We start from the raw sequence: 20,188 nt of genomic DNA on the forward strand, positions 1-20,188 counted from the left end.
AGGTTATACCATTGAATAAGCATACAATTGAGATATTGAATTTTGAAACGATTAAGGAAACGGCCGCTTCTTTTGCCCTGACAGAGTCCGGGAGAAAAAGAATCAGGGGCTTGCAGCCGCTTTTTCATGCAAAGCAAATCCGCGCGCTGCTTGCGGAAACGGATGAAGCCTGCGCCATTTTGGAAAAGAGCTCAAGTGTGCCGGTTTCAGGGCTTGAAGGAATAGAAGGAATCACAGGCATGCTGCACAAAGGAACACCACTGAGGCCCCATCATTTGACTCAGCTTCTTTCTTTTATTGAAGATTGCCTGAAAATGAAAAGGTTTATGAAGGATAAAGAAACGCTTGCACCCAGAGTGGCTTCGTATGTTTACGGAATAGAAGAACTGCCGGATCTGGCTGATGAAATTACGCGCTGCATCCGAAACGGAATGGTGGATGATCTTGCAAGCAAAGACCTTTCAAAAGTGAGAAAGCAGCTTGCAATCGCACTTGACAGACTAAAAGAAAAGCTGAACAGCATGGTGAAATCGCCAAAATACAAAACCTACTTGCAGGACAGCGCCATCAGTGAACGCGGAGGGAGGCTCTGCCTTTCTGTGAAAAGAGAGTACAAAGGCAAAATTAGGGGTTCGATTCTGGATACATCTGCTTCAGGATCAACCATTTACATTGTGCCTGAAGAAGCAGGAGCCCTGCAGGATCAAATCGATTTTTTAGCAGCTCAGGAGGATGTTGAAACAGAAAAAGTGCTGAGCTACTTAACGGGACTTGCAGAAGCAAGTGAAAAAGAGCTGCAGCAGTCCATTGAAGTCATGGTGCATTATGACGCTCTGTTTGCCAAAGCAAAGTACAGCAGATCAATTGACGGGGCATCTCCGTCTATCAATGAAGAGAAGGTCATTTCACTTATTCATGCCAAACATCCGTTGCTTGGCTCTGGTGCTGTTCCCCTTACAATTGAAATAGGGGGTGAATTTCAGTCTCTTGTCATCACCGGTCCTAACACTGGCGGAAAAACGGTCGTTCTGAAAACAGTCGGCCTGCTCGTTTTAATGGCTCAGTCGGGCTTTCACATTCCTGCAAAAAAAGACAGTTCAATCGGAATCTGCAGACAGATTCTGCTTGATATCGGGGACGGGCAGAGCATCGAGCAGAACTTGAGCACATTCAGCTCTCACATGACCAATATCATTTCGATTTTAAAGCAGACAAACGAATACACACTTGTTCTCCTTGATGAACTTGGATCAGGAACAGATCCGGGAGAGGGAATGGGTCTTGCGCAGGTCATTCTGGAGAAAATTCATCAAAAAGGCGCGACGCTGCTTGCGACAACACACTACAGTGAAATAAAAGAATTTGCTGACAGTACGGATGGATTTATGAATGGGTCTATGGAATTTGATCTGGAGACTCTTAAGCCCACATACCACTTGAAGATCGGCCAGGGGGGAGAAAGCCAGGCTTTTTCCATCGCACTCCGTCTCGGCATGCATCCCGAGCTGATTGAAAAAGCCCATCAGATCACATACAAGGAAGCGAAAAAGTATGCAAAAGATAGCTATGATCTTTTAGAACGGAAAGAGCTTGAAAAGCAAATTTCCGTAGTGAAGCACAGGCCAAAGCGTACAAAGACAGATGAAGCGGTTCTTGAAACATTTAGTCAGGGAGACAATGTGATCATCAAAGCTACCGGCGAATACGCCATTGTCTACACCGGGCCTGATAAAGCCGGAAACTATACGGTTTTTGTAAAAGGCGAGAAACAGGTAATTAACCACAAGCGGATACAGTTCCATATTGCCGCAAAAGAGCTGTACCCGGAAGATTATGATTTTGACATCTTGTTTGAAAGTGCAGAAAACCGGAAAAAAGCCGCACAAATGAAAAAGAAGCATTCCGATGTGACGATTTTCAGGGAGGAGTGAGGGTGCTGGATCGAAGGCATTAAAAATCTGGAGAAGTGCTGCAGACTCGGGTTAACCGCACAAACTCGATTGAGCGAAGGGAACTTAGTGTTGCAGACTCGTGTTAGCAGCATAAACTCAGTTGAGTGAATTCAGCTTAGTGTTGCAAACTCGGGTTAACAGCACAAACTCAGTTGAGCGAAGGGAACTTAGTGTTGCAAACTCGGGTTAACAGCACAAACTCGGTTGAGCGAAGGGAACTTAGTGCAGCAGACTAGGTTTAGCAGCACAAACTCGATTGAGCGAAGGGAACTTAGTGTTGCAAACTCTGGTTAACAGCACAAACTCGGTTGAGTAAAGTTAGCTTAGTGTTGCAAACTAGGGTTAACAGCAAAACTCGGTTGAGCGAAGGGAACTTAGTGTTGCAAACTCGGGTTAACAGCACAAACTCGGTTGAGCGAAGTTAGCTTAGTGCTGCAAACACGGGTTAGCAGCACCAACTCGGTTGAGCGAAGTCAGCTTAGTGCTGCAAACACGGGTTAACAGCACAAACTCGATTGGACGAAGTCAGCTTAGTGTTCCAGACTCGGGTTAACAGCACAAACTCAATTGAGCTAAGTCAACTTAGTGCTTCAGACTCAGATTAACAGCACAAACTCGGTCCAGGGACGTCACGTAAGTGCTTCAAACTACAGCAGCTTTCAACCAAAAAGAAGAGGGGCATCATTGCCCCTCTTCTTCCATTTCCTCTTTGTCTTCATCAACGACATCGCTGTCGGTTTCTTCATTCACTTCTTCTTCCATTTCATTGTCCATTTCTTCCTGTTCGCTGTCGCTGCATGCGGCAAGTCCGCTCAGCATAATGGCGAGAGTCATTCCTGCAGCAAGTCCTTTTTTCTTCCAGCTCATAAGAGTTCCTCCTCAATCTGTTGTTAGTACTCTCTATTTACCCTGGATGATCTTTCCTAAACAGCCTTTTTATTGAATTATGTATAATGGAATGCCTGAGCGGCGGTTTCCATTATGGTTCAGATGTCAGGGCATCAGCAGCAAGTAAAGCTCCTGTTGCCTGCAAGTATCCGCCAAACCAGCCCAGCGCCCGGCCTTTTTCAGGCAGTTCCTTTAAAAAATAGACGCCGCTGACAGCGTCAATGAAAGCTCCGCCGGCAATCAGCACATATCCTGCGGTCAGCTGTTCTTTAAAAAGCCGATCCAGGGCGTAAGAAGCAGCAATAGCTTCTGCAGCGGCGCCGATTGACTGAACAGTATTCCCAATCACATCAAGTTGATAACCTTCCCGAAGATTGCCTGACAAGAGAGGGACTCTCGCCGCAGCATTTGCAGAATTGCCGGCAGCCTGCACCCATGCGCCAAAAGCACTTAGACGGTTTTGGGGTTCACCGGATCTGACAGCAGCCTGAAGTGCGTTGCCGGATGCTTCAACGGCGTTTCCTGCTCCGGTTGCCTTAAGTGCAGCGCGTTCAGACCCTGTAAGGGCAATGGTTTCACCCGAAGCATTCAGGAGGGTGCCGGCCACAATCAGCCAGGCGCCGAAAACATCAATGTTCTTTTTTTCTTCATTCATGCTTTCCCCTCATTTCGAACAGATTTACTGTATTCTATGAGGGAATCCCCGAGTGTTGAGTCCTGAATTTATCTTCCGCACGTAAACATCATTTTCAGCTTCATAATTCTATACATAAATGCAGCGTTGCGGCCTTTTTCCGTTTCCCGGTTTATTTTAGGCCGGAGGCATTCTATAAAAGCACGGTCGCAATCACAGGATGAACGCCCGCTGTCGAGGCACAGATCATGCTTCTGGCAGCATGCATCCACATCATTGATCGGCATACCCGGTCCGCTGCACCCTGGGCCGCACCATCTGTACTCCGGAAAAATACAGCGGGACCTTCTTTGTCTTTGTCTCTGATTTGACACGGTTTACATCTCCTTATCTATCTTATCTATTCCTATTTATATGAGAATTGAGCTCATAAGGCATTGGCAATCATCACGCTTTTCGAAAATAGAAATGAAAAAGTGGCCGTTTGCTGAATGGCAAAGTGGGTATTATAAAAACGTATGTGCATCAGAGATTCAGCGAAGAAAGGGGAAAATGCCTGTGTCTGAGCAGAGAGTCCAGCTCCACGAATTCAACAATCTGACGAAATCGCTTAGCTTTAACATGTATGACATTTGCTATACGAAAACAAAAGAAGAACGGGAAGCCTACATAAACTATATAGACGAGCAGTATAATGCCGAAAGGCTGACAAAGATTTTAAAGAATGTGACAGATATTATCGGCGCTCATGTCCTGAATATTGCCCAGCAGAATTATGTGCCCCAGGGTGCAAGTGTGACCATTCTTGTATCTGAAGGACCGGTTGTTGAAGTGCCTGAAGAGTCCTATGCGGAATCTCCGGGACCGCTGCCTGATTCTGTGGTGATGCAGCTTGATAAGAGCCACATAACGGTTCATACGTATCCAGAGTATCATCCGAATGAAGGCATCAGCACCTTCAGAGCAGATATTGACGTATCTACATGCGGAGAAATTTCACCGCTTAAAGCCCTGAACTACCTGATTCATTCGTTTGATACGGATATTATGACAATGGATTACCGGGTAAGAGGGTTCACGCGCGACATCAATGGGGAAAAGCTGTTTATCGACCATGACATTAATTCCATTCAGAACTACATACCCCAACCGGTAAAAGAGGCGTACGACATGATTGACGTGAACGTGTACCCCCAGAATATTTTTCATACGAAATGCAAACTGAAGGAGTTTGACCTGAACAACTATTTGTTTGGCTACACGAAGGACAAGCTGACGAAAAACGAACGGAACGAGATAACAGACAGACTGAAAATTGAAATGGATGAAATCTTTTACGGAAAAAATATGAAGCCGTTTAAAGGATAATACTTCAGGGGTTTCCTAAAAAGGAGACCCCTTTCTGCTTTTCAATTGCAGGCTGTTGGATTATCATTAGGTCAAAGAATGGCAGGGAATGGGGGGACAAAGCATGAAGCCGGTAACGGAAATCAGAAGCATTATGAAACTGTCTGGCGGCAGTGCGGCTCAGGCGGAAGATGAGATTGTGACGGAATATCCCCTCACTGTTAAACTGAACGGGGAAGAAGCTGTCACAATGGTCAGCTCTCCCGAATTTCTCGAAGATATGGTGATCGGGTATTTGGCATCTGAAGGCTTTATTTCAAAGCTTGAAGACATCAAGGAGATATGGATTCAGGAAAAAGAAGGATTTGCCCACGTCACCCTTTCTAAAGAAAACCGCATCATCCACATGCAGAACAAACGCTATCTTACCTCGTGCTGCGGCATGAGCAGGCCGGGCTTTGTTTTTGTCAACGATGCGAGAGTCGTAAAACCTCTCAAACCAACTACAGCGATTCATGCGGATGCGTGCTTTTCCCTGATGAATGAACTGCAGCGCACTGCGGACATTTTTCAAAGCACAGGAGGCGTTCACAATGCAGCGCTTTGCGATGAAAACGGCATAATCGTAAGCAGAATGGATATTGGCAGGCACAATGCCCTTGATAAGCTTTACGGCTATTGCTTAAAAAACGCCATCAGCACAAGAGGGAAAATTCTTGTTTTCAGCGGAAGAATATCCTCTGAAATTCTTCTCAAAACCGCAAAAATCGGCTGTGAAATCGTGCTTTCAAAATCAGCTCCGACAACGCTTGCACTTAATCTGGCTGAGGAGCTTGGGATTACAGCCGTTGGATTTATCCGGAACTGTTCATTAAATATATATACACATTCCAATAGAATTAAGATTTTATAGAAGGGAGGAAAATTAATGATCCTGGATTCACTGGACAGGCCGTTAAGAGATTTGCGCATATCTGTTACAGACAGATGCAATTTCCGCTGCAGCTACTGCATGCCAGAACATCTTTTCGGAAAAGATTATCCTTTTTTATCATCTGACCGCATTCTCACATTTGAAGAGATTCATAGACTGGCTGAGATCTTTGCTTCACTCGGCACGCAGAAAATCCGCCTTACAGGAGGCGAGCCTCTTCTTAGAAGAGAACTTCCGGTACTGATTGCCATGCTTAGAAATGTCGACGGAATAGACGACATCGGACTGACCACAAACGGGTCATTATTGAAAACGTTTGCCTCGGAGCTTGCTGAAGCAGGATTAAAGAGAGTAACGGTGAGTCTTGATGCGCTGAATCCAGATCTCTTTTTATCCATGAATGGCAAGAGAGGTGAAGCAGCCCAGGTACTGGGAGGAATTGAGGCAGCGGCAGGAGCCGGCCTTTCTGTGAAAATAAACATGGTTGTCCAAAAAGGTGTAAATGAGACGGAAATTCTGCCCATGGCTTCTTTTTTTAAAGAAAAAGGACACACGCTGAGGTTCATCGAATATATGGATGTCGGCAATGCAAACGGGTGGGAGCTCTCTCAAGTGGCATCAAAGCAGGAAATACTGCAGGTGATTGAGGATAAATACCCTCTTAAAGCGATACCGCCGGCATATCCGGGCGAGGTTGCCTCAAGGTATGAATACATGGACGGTTCCGGTGAGATTGGCGTCATTTCATCAGTGACGGATTCTTTTTGTTCCACGTGCTCCAGGGCCAGAATTTCAGCTGAGGGAACTCTTTACACATGCTTGTTTGCTTCAAAAGGCCATGACTTAAGATCTTTGCTTCGTTCAAATATAGATGACGCAATGCTAAAAGCAGAGATTGCGAATGTCTGGAATCTCCGCCATGACCGTTATTCAGATGAACGGATGAATAAAAAAGAAGCGAGACATAAGATTGAAATGTCCCATATAGGAGGGTAGCCATGATCGAAATAAGAACCCCAATCCCAGTCTCAGAAGCTGTAAGTCTAGTAATGGCTCATGCCGTTCGCGGCGGCGCGGAACATATTCCTCTTGAGGAGTCTTACGGCCGATTTCTCGCACAAGATCTCATTGCAGATCATGATGTTCCGCCGTTTGACCGCTCCCCCTATGATGGATATGCTGTCAGATCTGTTGATACAGCAGGACTCTCAGGAGAAAAGAGAGCAGCCTTTCAAGTTGTTGGAGAAATCGGTGCCGGATCTGTCTTTGAAGGGGAAATCGGATACATGCAGGCAGTAAGAATTATGACCGGCGCCAAGCTGCCTGAAGGGGCTGATGCCGTTGTGATGCTCGAGCTGACAAAACCTCTTGATGGGTCAAAAGTGGAATTAAAGAGAGAGATGAAGCAGGGCGAAAACATTTCATTCCGGGGAGAAGATACGAGGAGCGGTACAGTCCTTGCTGAAAAGGGCTCTTTCATTACACCGGGACTATCAGCCCTTCTGGCAGCGTTCGGGTATGCAAAAGTTCCCGCTGCTAAAAAACCGGTTATTGGCGTTCTTACAACAGGGAGCGAGCTTCTGAATCCTGATGAACCCCTAGAGGACGGAAAAATCCGCAACAGCAATACATATATGCTCCTCTCCCAAATTGAACGGGCAGGAGGAGAACCTCTTTACCTTGGCAAATTCAGCGATGACCTTGATCAGTGCACAGAGGCCGTTCAGCACGCGCTCTCAAAAGTGGATGTGCTGCTGACGACAGGCGGAGTTTCTGTCGGTGACTATGATTATTTGCCTGATATTTATAGAAGAATTGGCGCATCCGTCCTCTTTAATAAAGTCGCCATGAGACCCGGAAGCGTAACGACAGTGGCTGAACACCGCGGGAAGCTCCTCTTTGGTCTTTCGGGAAATCCTTCAGCCTGTTTCGTCGGTTTTGAACTGTTTGTCAGGCCCGTGATCAGGTTCTGCTGCTTCAGCAGAAAGCCCCACATCAGAAAAGAAAAAGCCGTTTTAGGAACGCATTTTGAGAAAGCAAATCCCTTTACAAGATTTGTTCGCGGAACCATCGTTTATGAAGACGGAGTTATAAAAGCCGTGCCGTCAGGATTCGATAAGTCAAGTGCCGTATCTTCGCTGGCTGATGCGAATGCCCTGATCGTGCTTCCGGGCGGAACAAGAGGATATAAAGCAGGAATGATGACGGACATTCTTTTGCTGGACGATCAAAAGGGAAGTGAATGGCCTTGGGTGAACAACGCGCCATCCTGCAGATAACAGGCTTTCAGAATTCAGGAAAGACCGCCGTGATGGAACAGCTGATCAAAAAGGCACACAATGAAGGCTATAAGGCTGGGACAATCAAACATCATGGCCACGGCGGAACTCCTGATCAGATCGTGAAAGAAAAGGACAGCGGGAAGCATTTAATGGCCGGCTCAAAGCTTGCAGGAGTTGAAGGAGGCGGCGTTCTTCAGCTGTCGCTTGGATCTGGATCATGGACGCTTGAAGAACTGCTGAAGATCTACAGCATGCTTGATTTGGATCTCATTTTAATTGAAGGCTATAAACATGAACTGTATCCAAAAGCAGTGTGCATACGAAACGAACAGGACCTGAGTCTCCTTGAACTAAATGGAATTGTTTGTGTCATTGCGGATAAGAAGGAAATGGTTCATACAAGTGTGCCTGTTTTCAGTTTTCATGATGAGGAGCATCTCTATTTGGATTTTTTAATGAAGGTTGTGAAAAAACAGTATGAATCAAAGTCTATTTGAACTAACAGAAAAGCCGATATCAGCAGAAGAAACGGCAAACAAAGTAGCAAACCGAAATGCCGGTGCCATTACCCTATTTATCGGAACGGTTCGCGAAATGACAAATGGAAAGAGAACGCTGTTTCTGGAATACCAGGCATATAAGCCGATGGCAGAAAAAATGCTCATGCAAATCGGAAAAGAAATAAGTGAAAAATGGCCGGGGACAGCAGCAGCCATTACACACAGAACCGGCAGGCTCGAGATTTCAGAAGCGGCTGTCGTCATTGCCGTTTCATCCCCTCACCGAAAGGCCGCCTATGAAGCCAATGAATATGCGATTGAGCGGATAAAAGAAATCGTCCCTATTTGGAAAAAAGAGCATTGGGATGACGGTACGGAATGGATCGGGAACCAGCTTGAGACTGTTTCCTACCCGGAAGGCAAAACGGGGAAAGGAGAGCTTGCATGATTACCATTCTTTTTTTCGCCCATCTTGGGGACCAGGCCGGAGAAAGCAGCGTTCAAATGCAGGCTGCCGGCATGACTGCAGGTGAAATGAAAGAGGTTCTCTCTGAAACATACAGGCTTAAGGGCATTCATACGGCGATGATTGCAGTGAATGAAGAATTTGCAGATGACAGCACCGTGCTGCATGATGGAGATACGATCGCCTTTATACCGCCTGTGAGCGGCGGGTAAACCCGGGAACATGCCCGGGTTTCGTTTACTTTTATTCAGTAAGCGCTTTCAGATAATTGCCGAAAAGGAATTCAAACGATGGAAAAAGAAATACAGAGAGAGAGGTTTCTTAGAAAGGAGAGGTTCTTTTGTCTGAAAAACAGTTTATTCAAGTGAATAAGCGGAAGGTTTATGCTGATGAAAACCAATCAGCACTTCAGCTGTTAAAAAGTCAGGGGACAGACGTTCCTTCCGTTTGCTACCACGAGAGTCTTGGGCCGATTGAGACGTGCGACACATGCCTTATTAAAGTGAACGGTGAATTTAGAAGAGCCTGTTCAACTGAGATACATCCAGGAGATGTATTGGACACAGAATCTCCCGAGGTGAAAGAAGCACAGCTCATCGCAATGGACAGAATTCTGCACAATCATGAACTGTACTGTACGGTTTGCGACTACAACAACGGAGGATGCGATATACATAATACGGTAAAAGCGATGAAAATCAATCATCAGAGCATTCCTTTTACTCAGAAACCTTACAAAGAAGATATGTCCAATCCATTTTACAGATATGATCCTGATCAGTGCATTCTGTGTGGAAGATGTGTGGAAGCGTGCCAGAACGTTCAAGTAACAGAAACGCTTTCCATTGACTGGGAGCGAGAGAAGCCCCGTGTCATTTGGGACAACGATGTTCCCATTAATGAATCTTCATGCGTCTCCTGCGGCCACTGCTCAACTGTGTGTCCGTGCAATGCCATGATGGAAAAAGGCATGCTGGGGGAAGCTGGTTATCTGACTGGTATCAGCAAACAGACTCTCCGTCCCATGATTGAACTGACGAAAAATGTGGAAACCGGCTACGGCTCTATTCTCGCCATTTCGGATATGGAATCTGCGATGAGGGATGAGAACATCAAGAAAACAAAAACGGTTTGCACCTATTGCGGAGTCGGATGCAGCTTTGACATTTGGACAAAAGACCGCAAGATCCTTAAAGTGGAACCCCATCCGGATGCTCCTTCAAACGGAATCTCCACATGCATCAAAGGAAAGTTCGGCTGGGATTTTGTAAACAGTGAAGAACGGCTGACAAAACCCTTGATTCGAGAAGGAAACCACTTCAGAGAAGCAGAATGGGATGAAGCTCTGTCCCTGATTGCAAAAAAATTCACTGAAATTAAAAGTGAGTACGGTCCGGATGCTCTGAGCTTCATCAGCTCTTCCAAATGTACGAATGAAGAATCGTATCTGATGCAAAAGCTTGCAAGAGCTGTAATCGGGACGAATAACATTGATAACTGTTCCAGGTACTGTCAGACTCCGGCCACAATGGGACTTTTCCGCACAGTCGGGTACGGCGGCGACTCTGGAACAATCAAAGACATTGAAGGGGCAGAACTGGTCCTGATCATCGGCTCGAACACTTCTGAATCGCATCCTGTATTATCAACCAGGGTTAAGCGGGCCAACAAGATGAACAGTCAAAAGCTGATCGTGGCGGATCTCAGAAAGCATGAAATGGCAGAGCGGTCTGATCTGTTTATCCAGCCTGCTTCCGGAACGGATCTTGTGTGGCTTTCAGCTGTAACAAATTACATGATTGAACAGGGATGGGAAGACCGCCAGTTTCTTAAAAATAGAGTCAATGGATTTGAAGACTACCTCTCAAGTATCAAGAAATTCACGCTTGATGAAGCAGAAAAGCTTTCAGGAATTTCGAAAGAGCAGATGATTCGAATCGCAAAAATGATTCACGAAGCGGAAAGCACGGTTGTCCTGTGGGCCATGGGCGTGACGCAGCACTCAGGCGGAAGTGATACAAGCACGGCCATTTCAAATCTGCTTCTTGTAACGGGCAACTATGGCAGACCTCATACCGGCGCGTATCCGCTGAGAGGCCATAACAATGTCCAGGGGGCAAGCGACTTCGGCAGCATGCCTGACCGGCTGCCGTCCTACGAAAAAATAACGGACGATACTGTCAGAGAAAAGTACGAGAGAGCCTGGAGAGTGAAACTTCCTGCCGAGCCAGGCCTCAACAATCATGAAATGGTTGCCGGCATTCATCACGGCAGTGTAAAAGCGATGTATTTAAAAGGGGAAGAAATGGGTGTAGTGGACTCTAATATGAACTATGTTCATGCTGCTTATGAAAAGCTCGACTTTTTTGTTGTGCAGGATTTATTTCTTTCAAAAACGGCTGAATTTGCAGATGTTGTCCTGCCGGCAAGTCCAAGTCTTGAAAAAGAAGGGACCTTCACAAACACAGAAAGGAGAGTTCAAAGACTCTACGAAGTGCTGGAACCTCTCGGAGATTCTAAACCTGACTGGAAGATCATTATGGATGTTGCCAATCAGCTTGGCGCAGGCTGGACCTATGATCACCCTTCAGACATTATGGCAGAAGCAGCACAGCTTGCTCCTCTTTTTGCAGGAGTCACTTACGAACGTCTTGAAGGCTACAGCAGTCTTGTCTGGCCGGTAAAGCCGGACGGTACAGATACACCCGTCCTCTTTTTGGATGAGTTTCCTTTTCCGGACGGCAAGGCGCGCCTTCATCCGGTGGAATGGACAAGACCGGTTGAATTTGACGAAGAATTTGACATCCATGTAAACAACGGCCGTCTGCTGGAACATTTCCATGAAGGCAATATGACATACAAATCCGAAGGGATTACATCTAAAACACCGCGGACCTTCCTTGAAGTTTCACCAGAGCTCGCTTTGGAGCGGGGAATAAAAGACGGCTCTCTTGTAAGACTCATTTCACCGTATGGAAAGGTGAAAGTGCAGTGCATCGTAACAGAAAGGGTGAAGGGGAAAGAAGTTTACTTGCCGATGAATGACTCCGGGGAGGCGGCGATCAATCTGATTACAAGCAGCTATGCCGATAAAGATACAGATACCCCTGCCTATAAAGAAGTGAAGGCCAAGCTTGAAGTTCTTGAGACAGAAGGAGTGAATCCTCTGCCGCGGACAAACTTCCGTTTTGGCCATCCAAATCCGCAAAGAGGCGTTGAAGTTGAACGAAAGTGGAAACGAAAAGATTACGTGTTTCCGGGAGACCTTGTTCAAAAGGAGGGGAAAAGCAGTGGCAAAAGCGACTAAGACCATTGTCCGGCAGGAAATATCGGACGAAGAAAAAAGAAGCCGGGAGTTAAGAGAAATTGAAGATGCCTTGATCACTCATAAAGAAGTGATCAAGGACACACTTGAAGTCCTTGATCATATGCAGGATAAGGGCATTCTCTCGCTCATGAAAGGACTTTTTGGCCAGGGGGACAAAGTCCTGGACATACTTGTGAAAACCGCTGACAACAAAGAAACGGCAAATACCATAAAAAATCTGCTTCTGATGACTGGTGTTTTGGGCATGATTAACGTCAAACAGCTTGAGCCGTTCTTAATGAAAGTGAACGCCGGAATTGCAAGAGTGGCTGAAAACAAAGAAACGAACGAAAAAACGGGCTATTTCGATCTCGCGAAATCTCTCAAAGACCCTGAAGTGAACCGGGCAGTTACCCTGCTCCTTACCTTTTTAAAGGGAATGGGGGAAGAAACGCAGCATGTAGAGAAAGGGACCAGGAGCAAAGAGGATCAGGCACGGTATAAAGATCAGACATTGGAATAAAGGTTTTTGAGACAGGAGGGTTTTTCCTGTCTTTTTTGATTAAGAAAGCCGGCTCTGGGCATTCTAACAAAGATATAATGCCACATTCTTCACAGGAAATTTTTCTTATTAATAAGGATATTTTTGGATGAAAATGGTATAATTTACACAAAAAGGCAGGAGTGGTCATCCATATGGATCAAAAACCAATGCATTACGATGGAAGCATTCAGGCAGAAAATGAAAATGGAGCTGCAGGTGCTGCAGAAGATCTGCAAATTACCGATGAAATGAGAAAAAATCTTGGATTTAATCCATACTTTATTGAAAAAAATGAATAGACAGCAAGGACTTGATCATTCAATCAAGTCCTTTTCTTTTAAAAACCCTTACTAATTGAACCATGTTCTAAATAATAAATAAAGGTTTAAATAAAAGAACTAAAAGGACAAAATAGCTATCAGCAAAAGAACACCGGGAGAAACATTCTTCTTAAACTATGTTCCAAATAATCAATGATAAATATAAACACGTGCCCAAATTTCAGTATAGCCTTCATTTTAATCTCGCCCAAGTATTTAAAAGGGTCAAAAGTCTTATTTTCCCTTAAGATGCAGGAATTTCTTATAAAACATTGAATAGTTAGAACATGTAAAACAAAAAGGAGATGTCTTCAATGGGCGAGAAGAGAAGTGCCAGCGGGTTTTTGCTGAAGCAAAGAGCCTTTTTAAAGCTTTATATGATTCGAATGACAGAGCAGGACAGACTCTACGGCCTGAAGCTTCTTGATGTTCTGCGCGATGAGTTCAGAATTTACGGATACAGGCCAAATCATTCAGAGGTTTACAAGTCCCTGCACGAACTGATCGAGGACGGCATTCTTAAACAGGTCAAGCGGAAAAAAGAGGGGATGAAGCTTCAGGAGGTTGTGTATTATCAATTCGAGGATTACGAAAAAGCAAAGCTATATAAAAAGCAGCTGAAAACAGAGCTTGACAGATGCCAAAAACTGCTCGGAAAAGCGCTTCAGGATAATTACACATAAGAGAGAATCCGCGAGAGGATTCTCTCTTTGTTTCATCTTGTCTGCTGTTGGGTTATGATAAGAAGTGAATTGGAAGTAATGGAGGATATGAACTATGCTGCAAAGTAAAATGAAAACGTATATCCAGCATCTGATTGATGAAAAACCGGATGCAATTGGAATCTATACCACTGAAAAAATGTATGCAGAAAAGAACGGTTTTCTGCCAGAGCACGTGAAACTTGAGGAACCTGATCTTCCCCGTTTTGCAGAAGCGTACCTTGAGCGCGTAAACAAGGAAACAGAGGAGCTGATCTCCGCTGAGAACCCTGAATCCTTCCTTAAGGAAAAAGGTTCATATGCAAGAGTGAACAAGTCGGAATTCATCTATATTGAATCTGACTGGTTCGACTATGTCGGGGCAGAAAACATTTCTTTTGAGCATGATGACGTGTTTTCAACTTATAAGTTCCTGCTTGGTTTAAAATATAAAAAGGCTAAAGGAACAGCGCTAAAAGAATACTTCTTGCAAAAGGCCGGGGGTAATTCTGAAAAATTCGAGGTTCTTTTCAATGATAAGGACGGAATGTGGGATGTTAATTTTGACTGCAGCTTGCTCGCGGACTTCAGCGAAGAAGATGCACTTGAGGAAATTTTTGAAAAGCTTTACAGCTTTCTTTTTCAGCTTGCAGAAGCATTAGAAAAAAATGAATAGATAAACTTTGTTAAAACCTGCAGCCATGCAGGTTTTTTCTTTTCATTGTTCAATAAAATTCAGTTCAAATGTCATTTACTGTTCATCTTCCGTTCATATTCGATTTATAAACTATGGATGTCGAGATGAGATGGGAGGAAATGAAAGATGAATATTGCTTGGAAAGAAATCAAGAAAAATAAAGTAAGGTTTTTGATTTTAAGTTCAATTGTTTTTCTCGTTAGTTTATTAACATTTATCATATCTGGTTTGGCAAATGGATTATCGCAAGACAATGCCGCCCTCATTAAAGATTTGCCAAAAGGGCATTTTTATATGAATAAAGACGCAGAAGAAACTTATAACCTATCAAAAATAGACAGTGATATACAAAAAGAAATACTAAACAAACAAAAAGATGCTGTGGCATTTTCTATTCAAATGGGTTTTCTAAATGACAAGGATGACAAACAACAAAGCGTCGCCTTTGTTACATCCACTGATTCAAAGTTATTTAGTAATGTTAAAGATGGAGAAATAATTTTAGATAGCTCATTGAAGAATAAAGGTATAAAAGTTGGAGATGCCTTAACTAATCATCAATTTAGTGGCGAGTTTATCGTAAAGGGTTTTGTTGATCAAAAGAAATATAGCCATACCCCAGTTGCTTATATAAACATGAAGAATTATCAAGAAATGTATCGAGTGATGGAAATGCAATTGATTTTTATGCCAGGAGGAGATTCTTCACAAGAAGTTACTGGCTTACAATCATTTTCAACCGAAGATTTCCTCGATACAATTCCAAGTTATAATGCAGAACAGATGTCTTTAAATATGATTGTGTGGTTTTTGGTTGTCATTAGCGGAATGTTGTTTGCTATCTTTTTCTACATGATGAACGTTCAAAAAATTGGTTTATACGGTATTTTAAAAGCAATCGGTATGAAAACAAGCAGACTATTTAAAATGATGTGGACACAAATGCTTTTTATTACAATCATTGCACTTACTTTGTCTATTACACTCAGCCAAGTTTTTAATATGGCTGCACCTGAAGGAATGCCTTTCCATTTAACCTTTGAAGCAACAGTACAATTATCTGTCATTTTCCTGATTATTGGTTTTATCGGAGCTACACTATCAGGTATACAAATCCAAAAAATCGAACCTTTACAAGCAATACAGCAAGGAGAGGCTTAATATGACAATATTTACACTTGATGAAGTAAGAAAAACATTTACTAATGGTGAAGTAGAGGAAGAAATACTAAAAGGAATTAACCTGTCTCTTAAAGAAGGAGAGGTAACAGCATTAGTGGGTGCCTCAGGCTCTGGTAAAAGTACACTCCTTACAATAGCTGCAGGACTGCAGCCTGCATCAAATGGGCACGTTATATTTGATGGTAAGAATATGACTGCTATGAGTTCTGAACAGGTTCGAAAAATACGGGCAAGCAAATTTGGTTTTGTCTTTCAGTTTGCTCATCTTGTTCCTTTTCTCACAGTTGAAGAACAACTCATGCTGATGCTGGAGGTTTCTGAATCAAAATTAAGGAAACATGAACAAAAAAGAGAAGTTAATAGGATCCTAAAACTAGTTGCAATGGATCATCGGAAAAATGCTTATCCATCTTCATTATCGGGTGGCGAGAAACAGCGAGTTGCAATTGCTCGTGCAATGATCCATAAACCTAAAATTCTCTTCGCAGATGAACCAACTGCAAGCCTGGATTCAAAAAGGTCTAAGGACGTTATGTCGTTAATTCGAGAGTTAACTAAAACATTAAATATTACTACATTGATGGTTACCCATGATGAAGAGATGCTTTCATACGTTGACCATGTCATCAAAATGAGTGATGGAATGGTTTTGCAAAACGGAAATTGAAAGCTGGAGGACACATTAATTTAAGTAAAATGTAAATGAACAGCCTGCATATTTCTACGGGGCTGTTTATTTGTTATTATTTACTGAATGTACATTTAATGGTAAAAACTAATATTTTGATTAAATTAAAAATAGGGGAATACAAAATGACAACCATTCTAATTGTAGATGACGATATCAATATTTTACAGCTGGTAAATATCCACTTATCCGAAGCTGGATATAAAGTATTTCAAGCAAAAGACGGTACTGAAGCGTTAGGAGTTCTTAATAGAGAAACATGTGATTTAGCAGTAGTGGACGTGATGATGCCTTTTATGGATGGTTATGCATTAACAAGGGAGATTCGAAGGGATTATGATCTACCAGTGATCCTTTTAACAGCCAAGAATCAAATTGAGGATAAAGAAGAAGGATTTAAATCAGGGACGGATGATTATCTGGTCAAGCCATTTGAACCAAAAGAATTACACTTTAGAATTGAAGCTTTATTGCGACGATATGATAAACACTCAGATGAATTTATCATTCGCTTAGGAAATACAACGATAAATAAAAAAAACTATGAGGTTCAGATTGGGGATCGAACAATTCTTTTACCCTTAAAGGAATTCGAACTACTGTATTTTCTGGCTCTCCATTCTATGCAAGTATTTTCTCGTGATCACCTAATAGAACATATTTGGGGTTTGGATTATGAAGGGGATGAACGAACTGTTGATGTTCATGTGAAAAGGTTAAGGGAACGTTTTTCTAAATTGACGGATGATTTTCAAATTAAGACAGTGCGTGGAGTTGGATATGCGCTGGAGGCAAATCGCAGATGAAATCTCTATATGTGAAGTTTGTTGTCATTACTATTGGAATTATGATTTTTAGCGGAATCTTTGCTTTTTTACTCTCCAATACGTATTATCAACAAAAATTAAAACCTTACAATGATCAAAAAAATACAAAAATCGCATTAGATATTGCTGAATTTGCCGAGAACCATCCCGATATAAATCTTAAAGATTATTTGGATAATATCTCTTCCACTGGGTATCAAATTTTCTTGGTTGACAATTTTGGAAATGAATTTTATTTTGGTGCACCTTTTAGGGAAAATACTCTGTCTAATTCCGCTAAAGAACAAGTATTAAACGGTGATATTTTTCATGGCATTCTAAATTTTCCACAGGAAACATTCGTCACTGGTTTTTTTGCAAACGAATTGAAGAATACGATTGGTGTACCGTTAACTCATAATAAGGAAAAGTATGCTCTCTTCCTTAGACCGGATATTAAACTCCTTTTTAACGAGATGCATATTTTATTTGCGTGGATGCTTGCATTAATAATTATTATCAGTATCGTTATGGTTCTTTTTACTGCAAAATATTTAGTGAATCCAATCTCAAAACTTACAACAGCCACAAAGTCACTGTCTAATGGGGATTTTAATGTTGACCTTGATATTACTCGTCATGATGAGTTAGGAGAGCTTTCACGTAGTTTTTTACGAATGGCAAGTAAACTGGAACAAATGGATGATATGAGGAAAGAGTTCATTTCAAATATTTCTCATGATATACAGTCACCGCTATCCAATATAAAAGGATATACAAACCTATTGGAAAGTGAATCAATAAGTCCAGAAGAAAAAAGCAATTACATTTCTGTCATCAATGGAGAAATTAAAAGGCTCTCTACATTAACGAAACAATTACTACTTCTTGCTTCGTTAGATCGCGATGAGGATATCATGAAAAGAAAGCCATTTAATGTTGGGGAGCAAATGAAGGAACTGGTGAAAAGCTATCAGTGGCAAATGGGTGAAAAAGGTATTACGCTCAGTTTTACATTACCAAATGTGGAAATCGTCGGGGACCCTTCTTTACTTAATACGGTTTGGGATAATCTGTTAACCAATGCCATCAAATACAATAAATCAAATGGCAGTATTGACATATCGATTGAAGAGAAAGAAAAATCTGTATTGGTAACCTTTGAAGATACGGGGATCGGGTTGAATGATGAAGAGAAAGAAAAAATTTTTGATCGTTTTTATCGAGTAGATACCGCACGGACGCGTTCAGTTGAGGGAACAGGATTGGGACTATCCATTGTTGCTGCTATTGTTAAACTGCATGGTGGACTGATTCATGTGAAGAGTATGGAATATGAAGGAACGATCTTTGTTGTTGAATTGCCTTTAAGGTAGTATTATCTTTTATTTATTTCATGCATGATCATTGAAATCACTCGGCAAGAGAAAGCGCCTAGATTCTCTGTAAGAACAAATCCGAACTTTTATTCCCGATTCATATCTGCCTATCGAATCTGAGCAAGCTGCTTCAACTTTTGTTTTTAGGCGTTCACCCATCCGTCTCTGTTACATATGTTAACAGAAAAGGTGAGAGGATGATTGGATGAGCAGAAAACCGCTTCATTACTTCCCCTGCGGCAATACAGCGAAGGGCTACTACAGTCTGTACGAATCCGTACTGGAGGGCATAAATCAGGTGTTCTTATTAGAAGGCGGGTCAAGAAGGGCAAGGTCTTCATGTATGCAGTCTGTCAGTGAAACTCTGACAGCGAACGGGGAATCACTCGATATCCTCCACTGTCCATTTCATCCGGATTGGCTGGAAGGGCTGCTTATAACCAATAAGGGAATTGCTCTTTTAGATTGCGACGTGTCAGAAATCAGGAAATTTGTTTCTGCCGATGCCATCCAGGTGATTGTTATGGAGACTGAAAACAGCCAATTGCTGTCTGCAGATCGCAAAGGCGAACTTACAGCAAGAGTGGCTGCTGAATATGAAAAGGCATATGCAGCTTTTTCTGCCTCCCTAAAAGCTCATGATGATATAGAGGATATATATATTTCACAAATGGACTTTTCAGAAGCAGATCAATTGGCACAGCGTTTGATTCAAACCTTTTACGGAGAACAGACTGCAGGTAAAACCGCAGTGGTCAAACACCGTTTTTTGGGAGCAGCCACCCCGGATGGAGCGGCAGATTTTGTCCCAAATCTGACAGCAGACATAGATAAGCGCTATTTTATAAAAGGCAGAGCAGGATCTGGAAAATCAACGATGCTGAAAAAGATCGCCTCTGCAGGAGCAGACAAAGGGTTCGACGTGGAAATTTATCACTGCGGTTTTGACCCGAACAGTCTTGATATGGTCATTTTGCGCGAGCTTGGACTTGCGATTTTTGACAGTACGGCCCCGCATGAATATGAACCGGAAAAAGAGTCGGATGAAATAGTCGATATGTATGATTTGTGCATTGCACCAGGAACGGATGAGGCCTTTTCTGCTGAAATTGACCGAACGACTCAAGCCTATAAAGACAAAATGAAAGATGGAATATCGTATCTTTCTAAAGCTAAAAGCCTGCTTGAGGAGCTTGAGAGAGGAAAGGGCTGTGCGGCTGAAGGACAATTCGATAGGGTCTGCAGCATCATCATTTCTGAAATGACTGGATAAGAAAAAACCTGGAGCCCTTTAACAGCTCCAGGTTTTTTGGTTATTGAAATGGAAAGCAGTCGCCCATAAAACCGTTCTTTAAAACGAATTATTTAAAAACATGCTTCAGGAGGGTCATAATATGGGCAAACAACATACAGAACAGAAAGTAAGAGAGCTCGTCATGACTGCCTCACGTTCAGATAAAACAAAGGATGAATTCAGAGTCTTTCTTCAATGGAAAAAACTGCAGTCTGAAGTAAAAAAACAAGCTGATGAAACGTTCAGATCCATGATGAAATAATCGGG

At 42.8% G+C, this 20,188-nt stretch carries 22 protein-coding genes; 19 read left to right on the forward strand and 3 right to left on the reverse strand.

Annotated features, from left to right (window positions below):
- The first annotated feature begins 11 nt into the window (after positions 1-11).
- The gene (locus tag MHB63_19635; protein ID MEK3808742.1) at positions 12-1,931 is read left to right on the forward strand and encodes an endonuclease MutS2; all 1,920 of its coding nucleotides are present in this window, start codon (positions 12-14) and stop codon (positions 1,929-1,931) included.
- A 702-nt stretch (positions 1,932-2,633) separates the two neighbouring features.
- On the opposite strand, the gene MHB63_19640 is transcribed toward MHB63_19635, so the two are convergent.
- From MHB63_19640 to MHB63_19650, 3 genes are all read right to left on the reverse strand, one after another.
- Positions 2,634-2,819: a hypothetical protein gene (locus MHB63_19640; GenBank protein ID MEK3808743.1), complete on the reverse strand. Its 186-nt coding sequence runs from the start codon at positions 2,817-2,819 to the stop codon at positions 2,634-2,636.
- A gap of 112 nt (positions 2,820-2,931) precedes the next feature.
- On the reverse strand, positions 2,932-3,495 hold the full coding sequence (locus MHB63_19645) for a hypothetical protein (GenBank protein MEK3808744.1): 564 nt from the start codon (positions 3,493-3,495) through the stop codon (positions 2,932-2,934).
- 68 nt (positions 3,496-3,563) lie between these two features.
- Positions 3,564-3,848: a phospholipase gene (locus MHB63_19650; GenBank protein ID MEK3808745.1), complete on the reverse strand. Its 285-nt coding sequence runs from the start codon at positions 3,846-3,848 to the stop codon at positions 3,564-3,566.
- Positions 3,849-4,026: 178 nt separating this feature from the next.
- On the opposite strand from MHB63_19650, the gene speD reads away from it, so the two are divergent.
- The 18 genes from speD to MHB63_19740 all read left to right on the forward strand — a co-directional run bounded on the left by speD (position 4,027) and on the right by MHB63_19740 (position 20,183).
- Complete coding sequence (speD, locus tag MHB63_19655; protein ID MEK3808746.1) at positions 4,027-4,842, forward strand: adenosylmethionine decarboxylase; 816 nt, start codon at positions 4,027-4,029, stop codon at positions 4,840-4,842.
- Between the two features lie 103 nt (positions 4,843-4,945).
- On the forward strand, positions 4,946-5,734 hold the full coding sequence (gene fdhD / locus MHB63_19660) for a formate dehydrogenase accessory sulfurtransferase FdhD (GenBank protein MEK3808747.1): 789 nt from the start codon (positions 4,946-4,948) through the stop codon (positions 5,732-5,734).
- A gap of 15 nt (positions 5,735-5,749) precedes the next feature.
- Entirely contained in the window at positions 5,750-6,751 is a 1,002-nt protein-coding gene (gene moaA, locus MHB63_19665) for a GTP 3',8-cyclase MoaA (protein MEK3808748.1), read from the forward strand.
- Positions 6,752-6,756: 5 nt separating this feature from the next.
- Positions 6,757-8,034 carry a gephyrin-like molybdotransferase Glp gene (gene glp / locus MHB63_19670; GenBank protein MEK3808749.1) on the forward strand — a complete coding sequence of 426 codons (1,278 nt, stop codon included), beginning with the start codon at positions 6,757-6,759 and terminating at the stop codon, positions 8,032-8,034.
- Entirely contained in the window at positions 7,998-8,534 is a 537-nt protein-coding gene (gene mobB, locus MHB63_19675; GenBank protein ID MEK3808750.1) for a molybdopterin-guanine dinucleotide biosynthesis protein B, read from the forward strand. Before glp ends, mobB begins: the two co-directional genes overlap by 37 nt.
- A complete protein-coding gene (locus tag MHB63_19680; protein ID MEK3808751.1) occupies positions 8,515-8,985 on the forward strand; it encodes a molybdenum cofactor biosynthesis protein MoaE in 471 nt (156 codons plus the stop codon). Before mobB ends, MHB63_19680 begins: the two co-directional genes overlap by 20 nt.
- Positions 8,982-9,215 (forward strand): molybdopterin converting factor subunit 1, encoded by a 234-nt coding sequence (gene moaD, locus MHB63_19685; protein MEK3808752.1) that lies wholly within the window; start codon positions 8,982-8,984, stop codon positions 9,213-9,215. The genes MHB63_19680 and moaD overlap by 4 nt, the downstream gene beginning before the upstream one ends.
- Before the next feature lie 128 nt (positions 9,216-9,343).
- Positions 9,344-12,310 carry a formate dehydrogenase subunit alpha gene (gene fdhF / locus MHB63_19690; protein ID MEK3808753.1) on the forward strand — a complete coding sequence of 989 codons (2,967 nt, stop codon included), beginning with the start codon at positions 9,344-9,346 and terminating at the stop codon, positions 12,308-12,310.
- Complete coding sequence (locus tag MHB63_19695; GenBank protein MEK3808754.1) at positions 12,294-12,833, forward strand: DUF1641 domain-containing protein; 540 nt, start codon at positions 12,294-12,296, stop codon at positions 12,831-12,833. The genes fdhF and MHB63_19695 overlap by 17 nt, the downstream gene beginning before the upstream one ends.
- Positions 12,834-13,006: 173 nt before the next feature.
- A complete protein-coding gene (locus MHB63_19700) occupies positions 13,007-13,153 on the forward strand; it encodes a hypothetical protein (GenBank protein ID MEK3808755.1) in 147 nt (48 codons plus the stop codon).
- Positions 13,154-13,488: 335 nt separating this feature from the next.
- Entirely contained in the window at positions 13,489-13,857 is a 369-nt protein-coding gene (locus tag MHB63_19705; protein ID MEK3808756.1) for a helix-turn-helix transcriptional regulator, read from the forward strand.
- Between the two features lie 94 nt (positions 13,858-13,951).
- A complete protein-coding gene (locus MHB63_19710) occupies positions 13,952-14,551 on the forward strand; it encodes a hypothetical protein (GenBank protein MEK3808757.1) in 600 nt (199 codons plus the stop codon).
- A gap of 147 nt (positions 14,552-14,698) precedes the next feature.
- Positions 14,699-15,733 (forward strand): ABC transporter permease, encoded by a 1,035-nt coding sequence (locus MHB63_19715; protein MEK3808758.1) that lies wholly within the window; start codon positions 14,699-14,701, stop codon positions 15,731-15,733.
- 1 nt (position 15,734) lies between these two features.
- A complete protein-coding gene (locus MHB63_19720) occupies positions 15,735-16,421 on the forward strand; it encodes an ABC transporter ATP-binding protein (protein ID MEK3808759.1) in 687 nt (228 codons plus the stop codon).
- Between the two features lie 146 nt (positions 16,422-16,567).
- Positions 16,568-17,248 carry a response regulator transcription factor gene (locus MHB63_19725; protein MEK3808760.1) on the forward strand — a complete coding sequence of 227 codons (681 nt, stop codon included), beginning with the start codon at positions 16,568-16,570 and terminating at the stop codon, positions 17,246-17,248.
- Positions 17,245-18,624 carry a HAMP domain-containing sensor histidine kinase gene (locus MHB63_19730; protein MEK3808761.1) on the forward strand — a complete coding sequence of 460 codons (1,380 nt, stop codon included), beginning with the start codon at positions 17,245-17,247 and terminating at the stop codon, positions 18,622-18,624. Before MHB63_19725 ends, MHB63_19730 begins: the two co-directional genes overlap by 4 nt.
- Positions 18,625-18,832: 208 nt before the next feature.
- On the forward strand, positions 18,833-19,900 hold the full coding sequence (locus tag MHB63_19735) for a hypothetical protein (GenBank protein ID MEK3808762.1): 1,068 nt from the start codon (positions 18,833-18,835) through the stop codon (positions 19,898-19,900).
- Between the two features lie 121 nt (positions 19,901-20,021).
- Entirely contained in the window at positions 20,022-20,183 is a 162-nt protein-coding gene (locus MHB63_19740; GenBank protein MEK3808763.1) for a hypothetical protein, read from the forward strand.
- The last annotated feature ends 5 nt before the right edge of the window (positions 20,184-20,188 follow it).

It is taken from the genome of Bacillus sp. FSL H8-0547, from assembly GCA_038002745.1.
Taxonomy (GTDB): domain Bacteria; phylum Bacillota; class Bacilli; order Bacillales; family Bacillaceae; genus Bacillus_P.

What these genes read in the sequence shown, in the direction of transcription:
- MHB63_19640 (MEK3808743.1), bottom strand. Translation starts at nt 2,819, where the DNA reads ATGAGCTGGAAGAAAAAAGGACTTGCTGCAGGAATGACTCTCGCCATT.
- MHB63_19700 (MEK3808755.1), top strand. Translation starts at nt 13,007, where the DNA reads ATGGATCAAAAACCAATGCATTACGATGGAAGCATTCAGGCAGAAAAT.
- MHB63_19715 (MEK3808758.1), top strand. Translation starts at nt 14,699, where the DNA reads ATGAATATTGCTTGGAAAGAAATCAAGAAAAATAAAGTAAGGTTTTTG.
- moaD (MEK3808752.1), top strand. Translation starts at nt 8,982, where the DNA reads ATGATTACCATTCTTTTTTTCGCCCATCTTGGGGACCAGGCCGGAGAA.
- MHB63_19710 (MEK3808757.1), top strand. Translation starts at nt 13,952, where the DNA reads ATGCTGCAAAGTAAAATGAAAACGTATATCCAGCATCTGATTGATGAA.
- MHB63_19730 (MEK3808761.1), top strand. Translation starts at nt 17,245, where the DNA reads ATGAAATCTCTATATGTGAAGTTTGTTGTCATTACTATTGGAATTATG.
- MHB63_19725 (MEK3808760.1), top strand. Translation starts at nt 16,568, where the DNA reads ATGACAACCATTCTAATTGTAGATGACGATATCAATATTTTACAGCTG.
- mobB (MEK3808750.1), top strand. Translation starts at nt 7,998, where the DNA reads ATGGCCTTGGGTGAACAACGCGCCATCCTGCAGATAACAGGCTTTCAG.
- MHB63_19740 (MEK3808763.1), top strand. Translation starts at nt 20,022, where the DNA reads ATGGGCAAACAACATACAGAACAGAAAGTAAGAGAGCTCGTCATGACT.
- MHB63_19680 (MEK3808751.1), top strand. Translation starts at nt 8,515, where the DNA reads ATGAATCAAAGTCTATTTGAACTAACAGAAAAGCCGATATCAGCAGAA.
- MHB63_19735 (MEK3808762.1), top strand. Translation starts at nt 18,833, where the DNA reads ATGAGCAGAAAACCGCTTCATTACTTCCCCTGCGGCAATACAGCGAAG.
- MHB63_19720 (MEK3808759.1), top strand. Translation starts at nt 15,735, where the DNA reads ATGACAATATTTACACTTGATGAAGTAAGAAAAACATTTACTAATGGT.
- speD (MEK3808746.1), top strand. Translation starts at nt 4,027, where the DNA reads ATGCCTGTGTCTGAGCAGAGAGTCCAGCTCCACGAATTCAACAATCTG.
- moaA (MEK3808748.1), top strand. Translation starts at nt 5,750, where the DNA reads ATGATCCTGGATTCACTGGACAGGCCGTTAAGAGATTTGCGCATATCT.
- fdhD (MEK3808747.1), top strand. Translation starts at nt 4,946, where the DNA reads ATGAAGCCGGTAACGGAAATCAGAAGCATTATGAAACTGTCTGGCGGC.
- MHB63_19645 (MEK3808744.1), bottom strand. Translation starts at nt 3,495, where the DNA reads ATGAATGAAGAAAAAAAGAACATTGATGTTTTCGGCGCCTGGCTGATT.
- MHB63_19705 (MEK3808756.1), top strand. Translation starts at nt 13,489, where the DNA reads ATGGGCGAGAAGAGAAGTGCCAGCGGGTTTTTGCTGAAGCAAAGAGCC.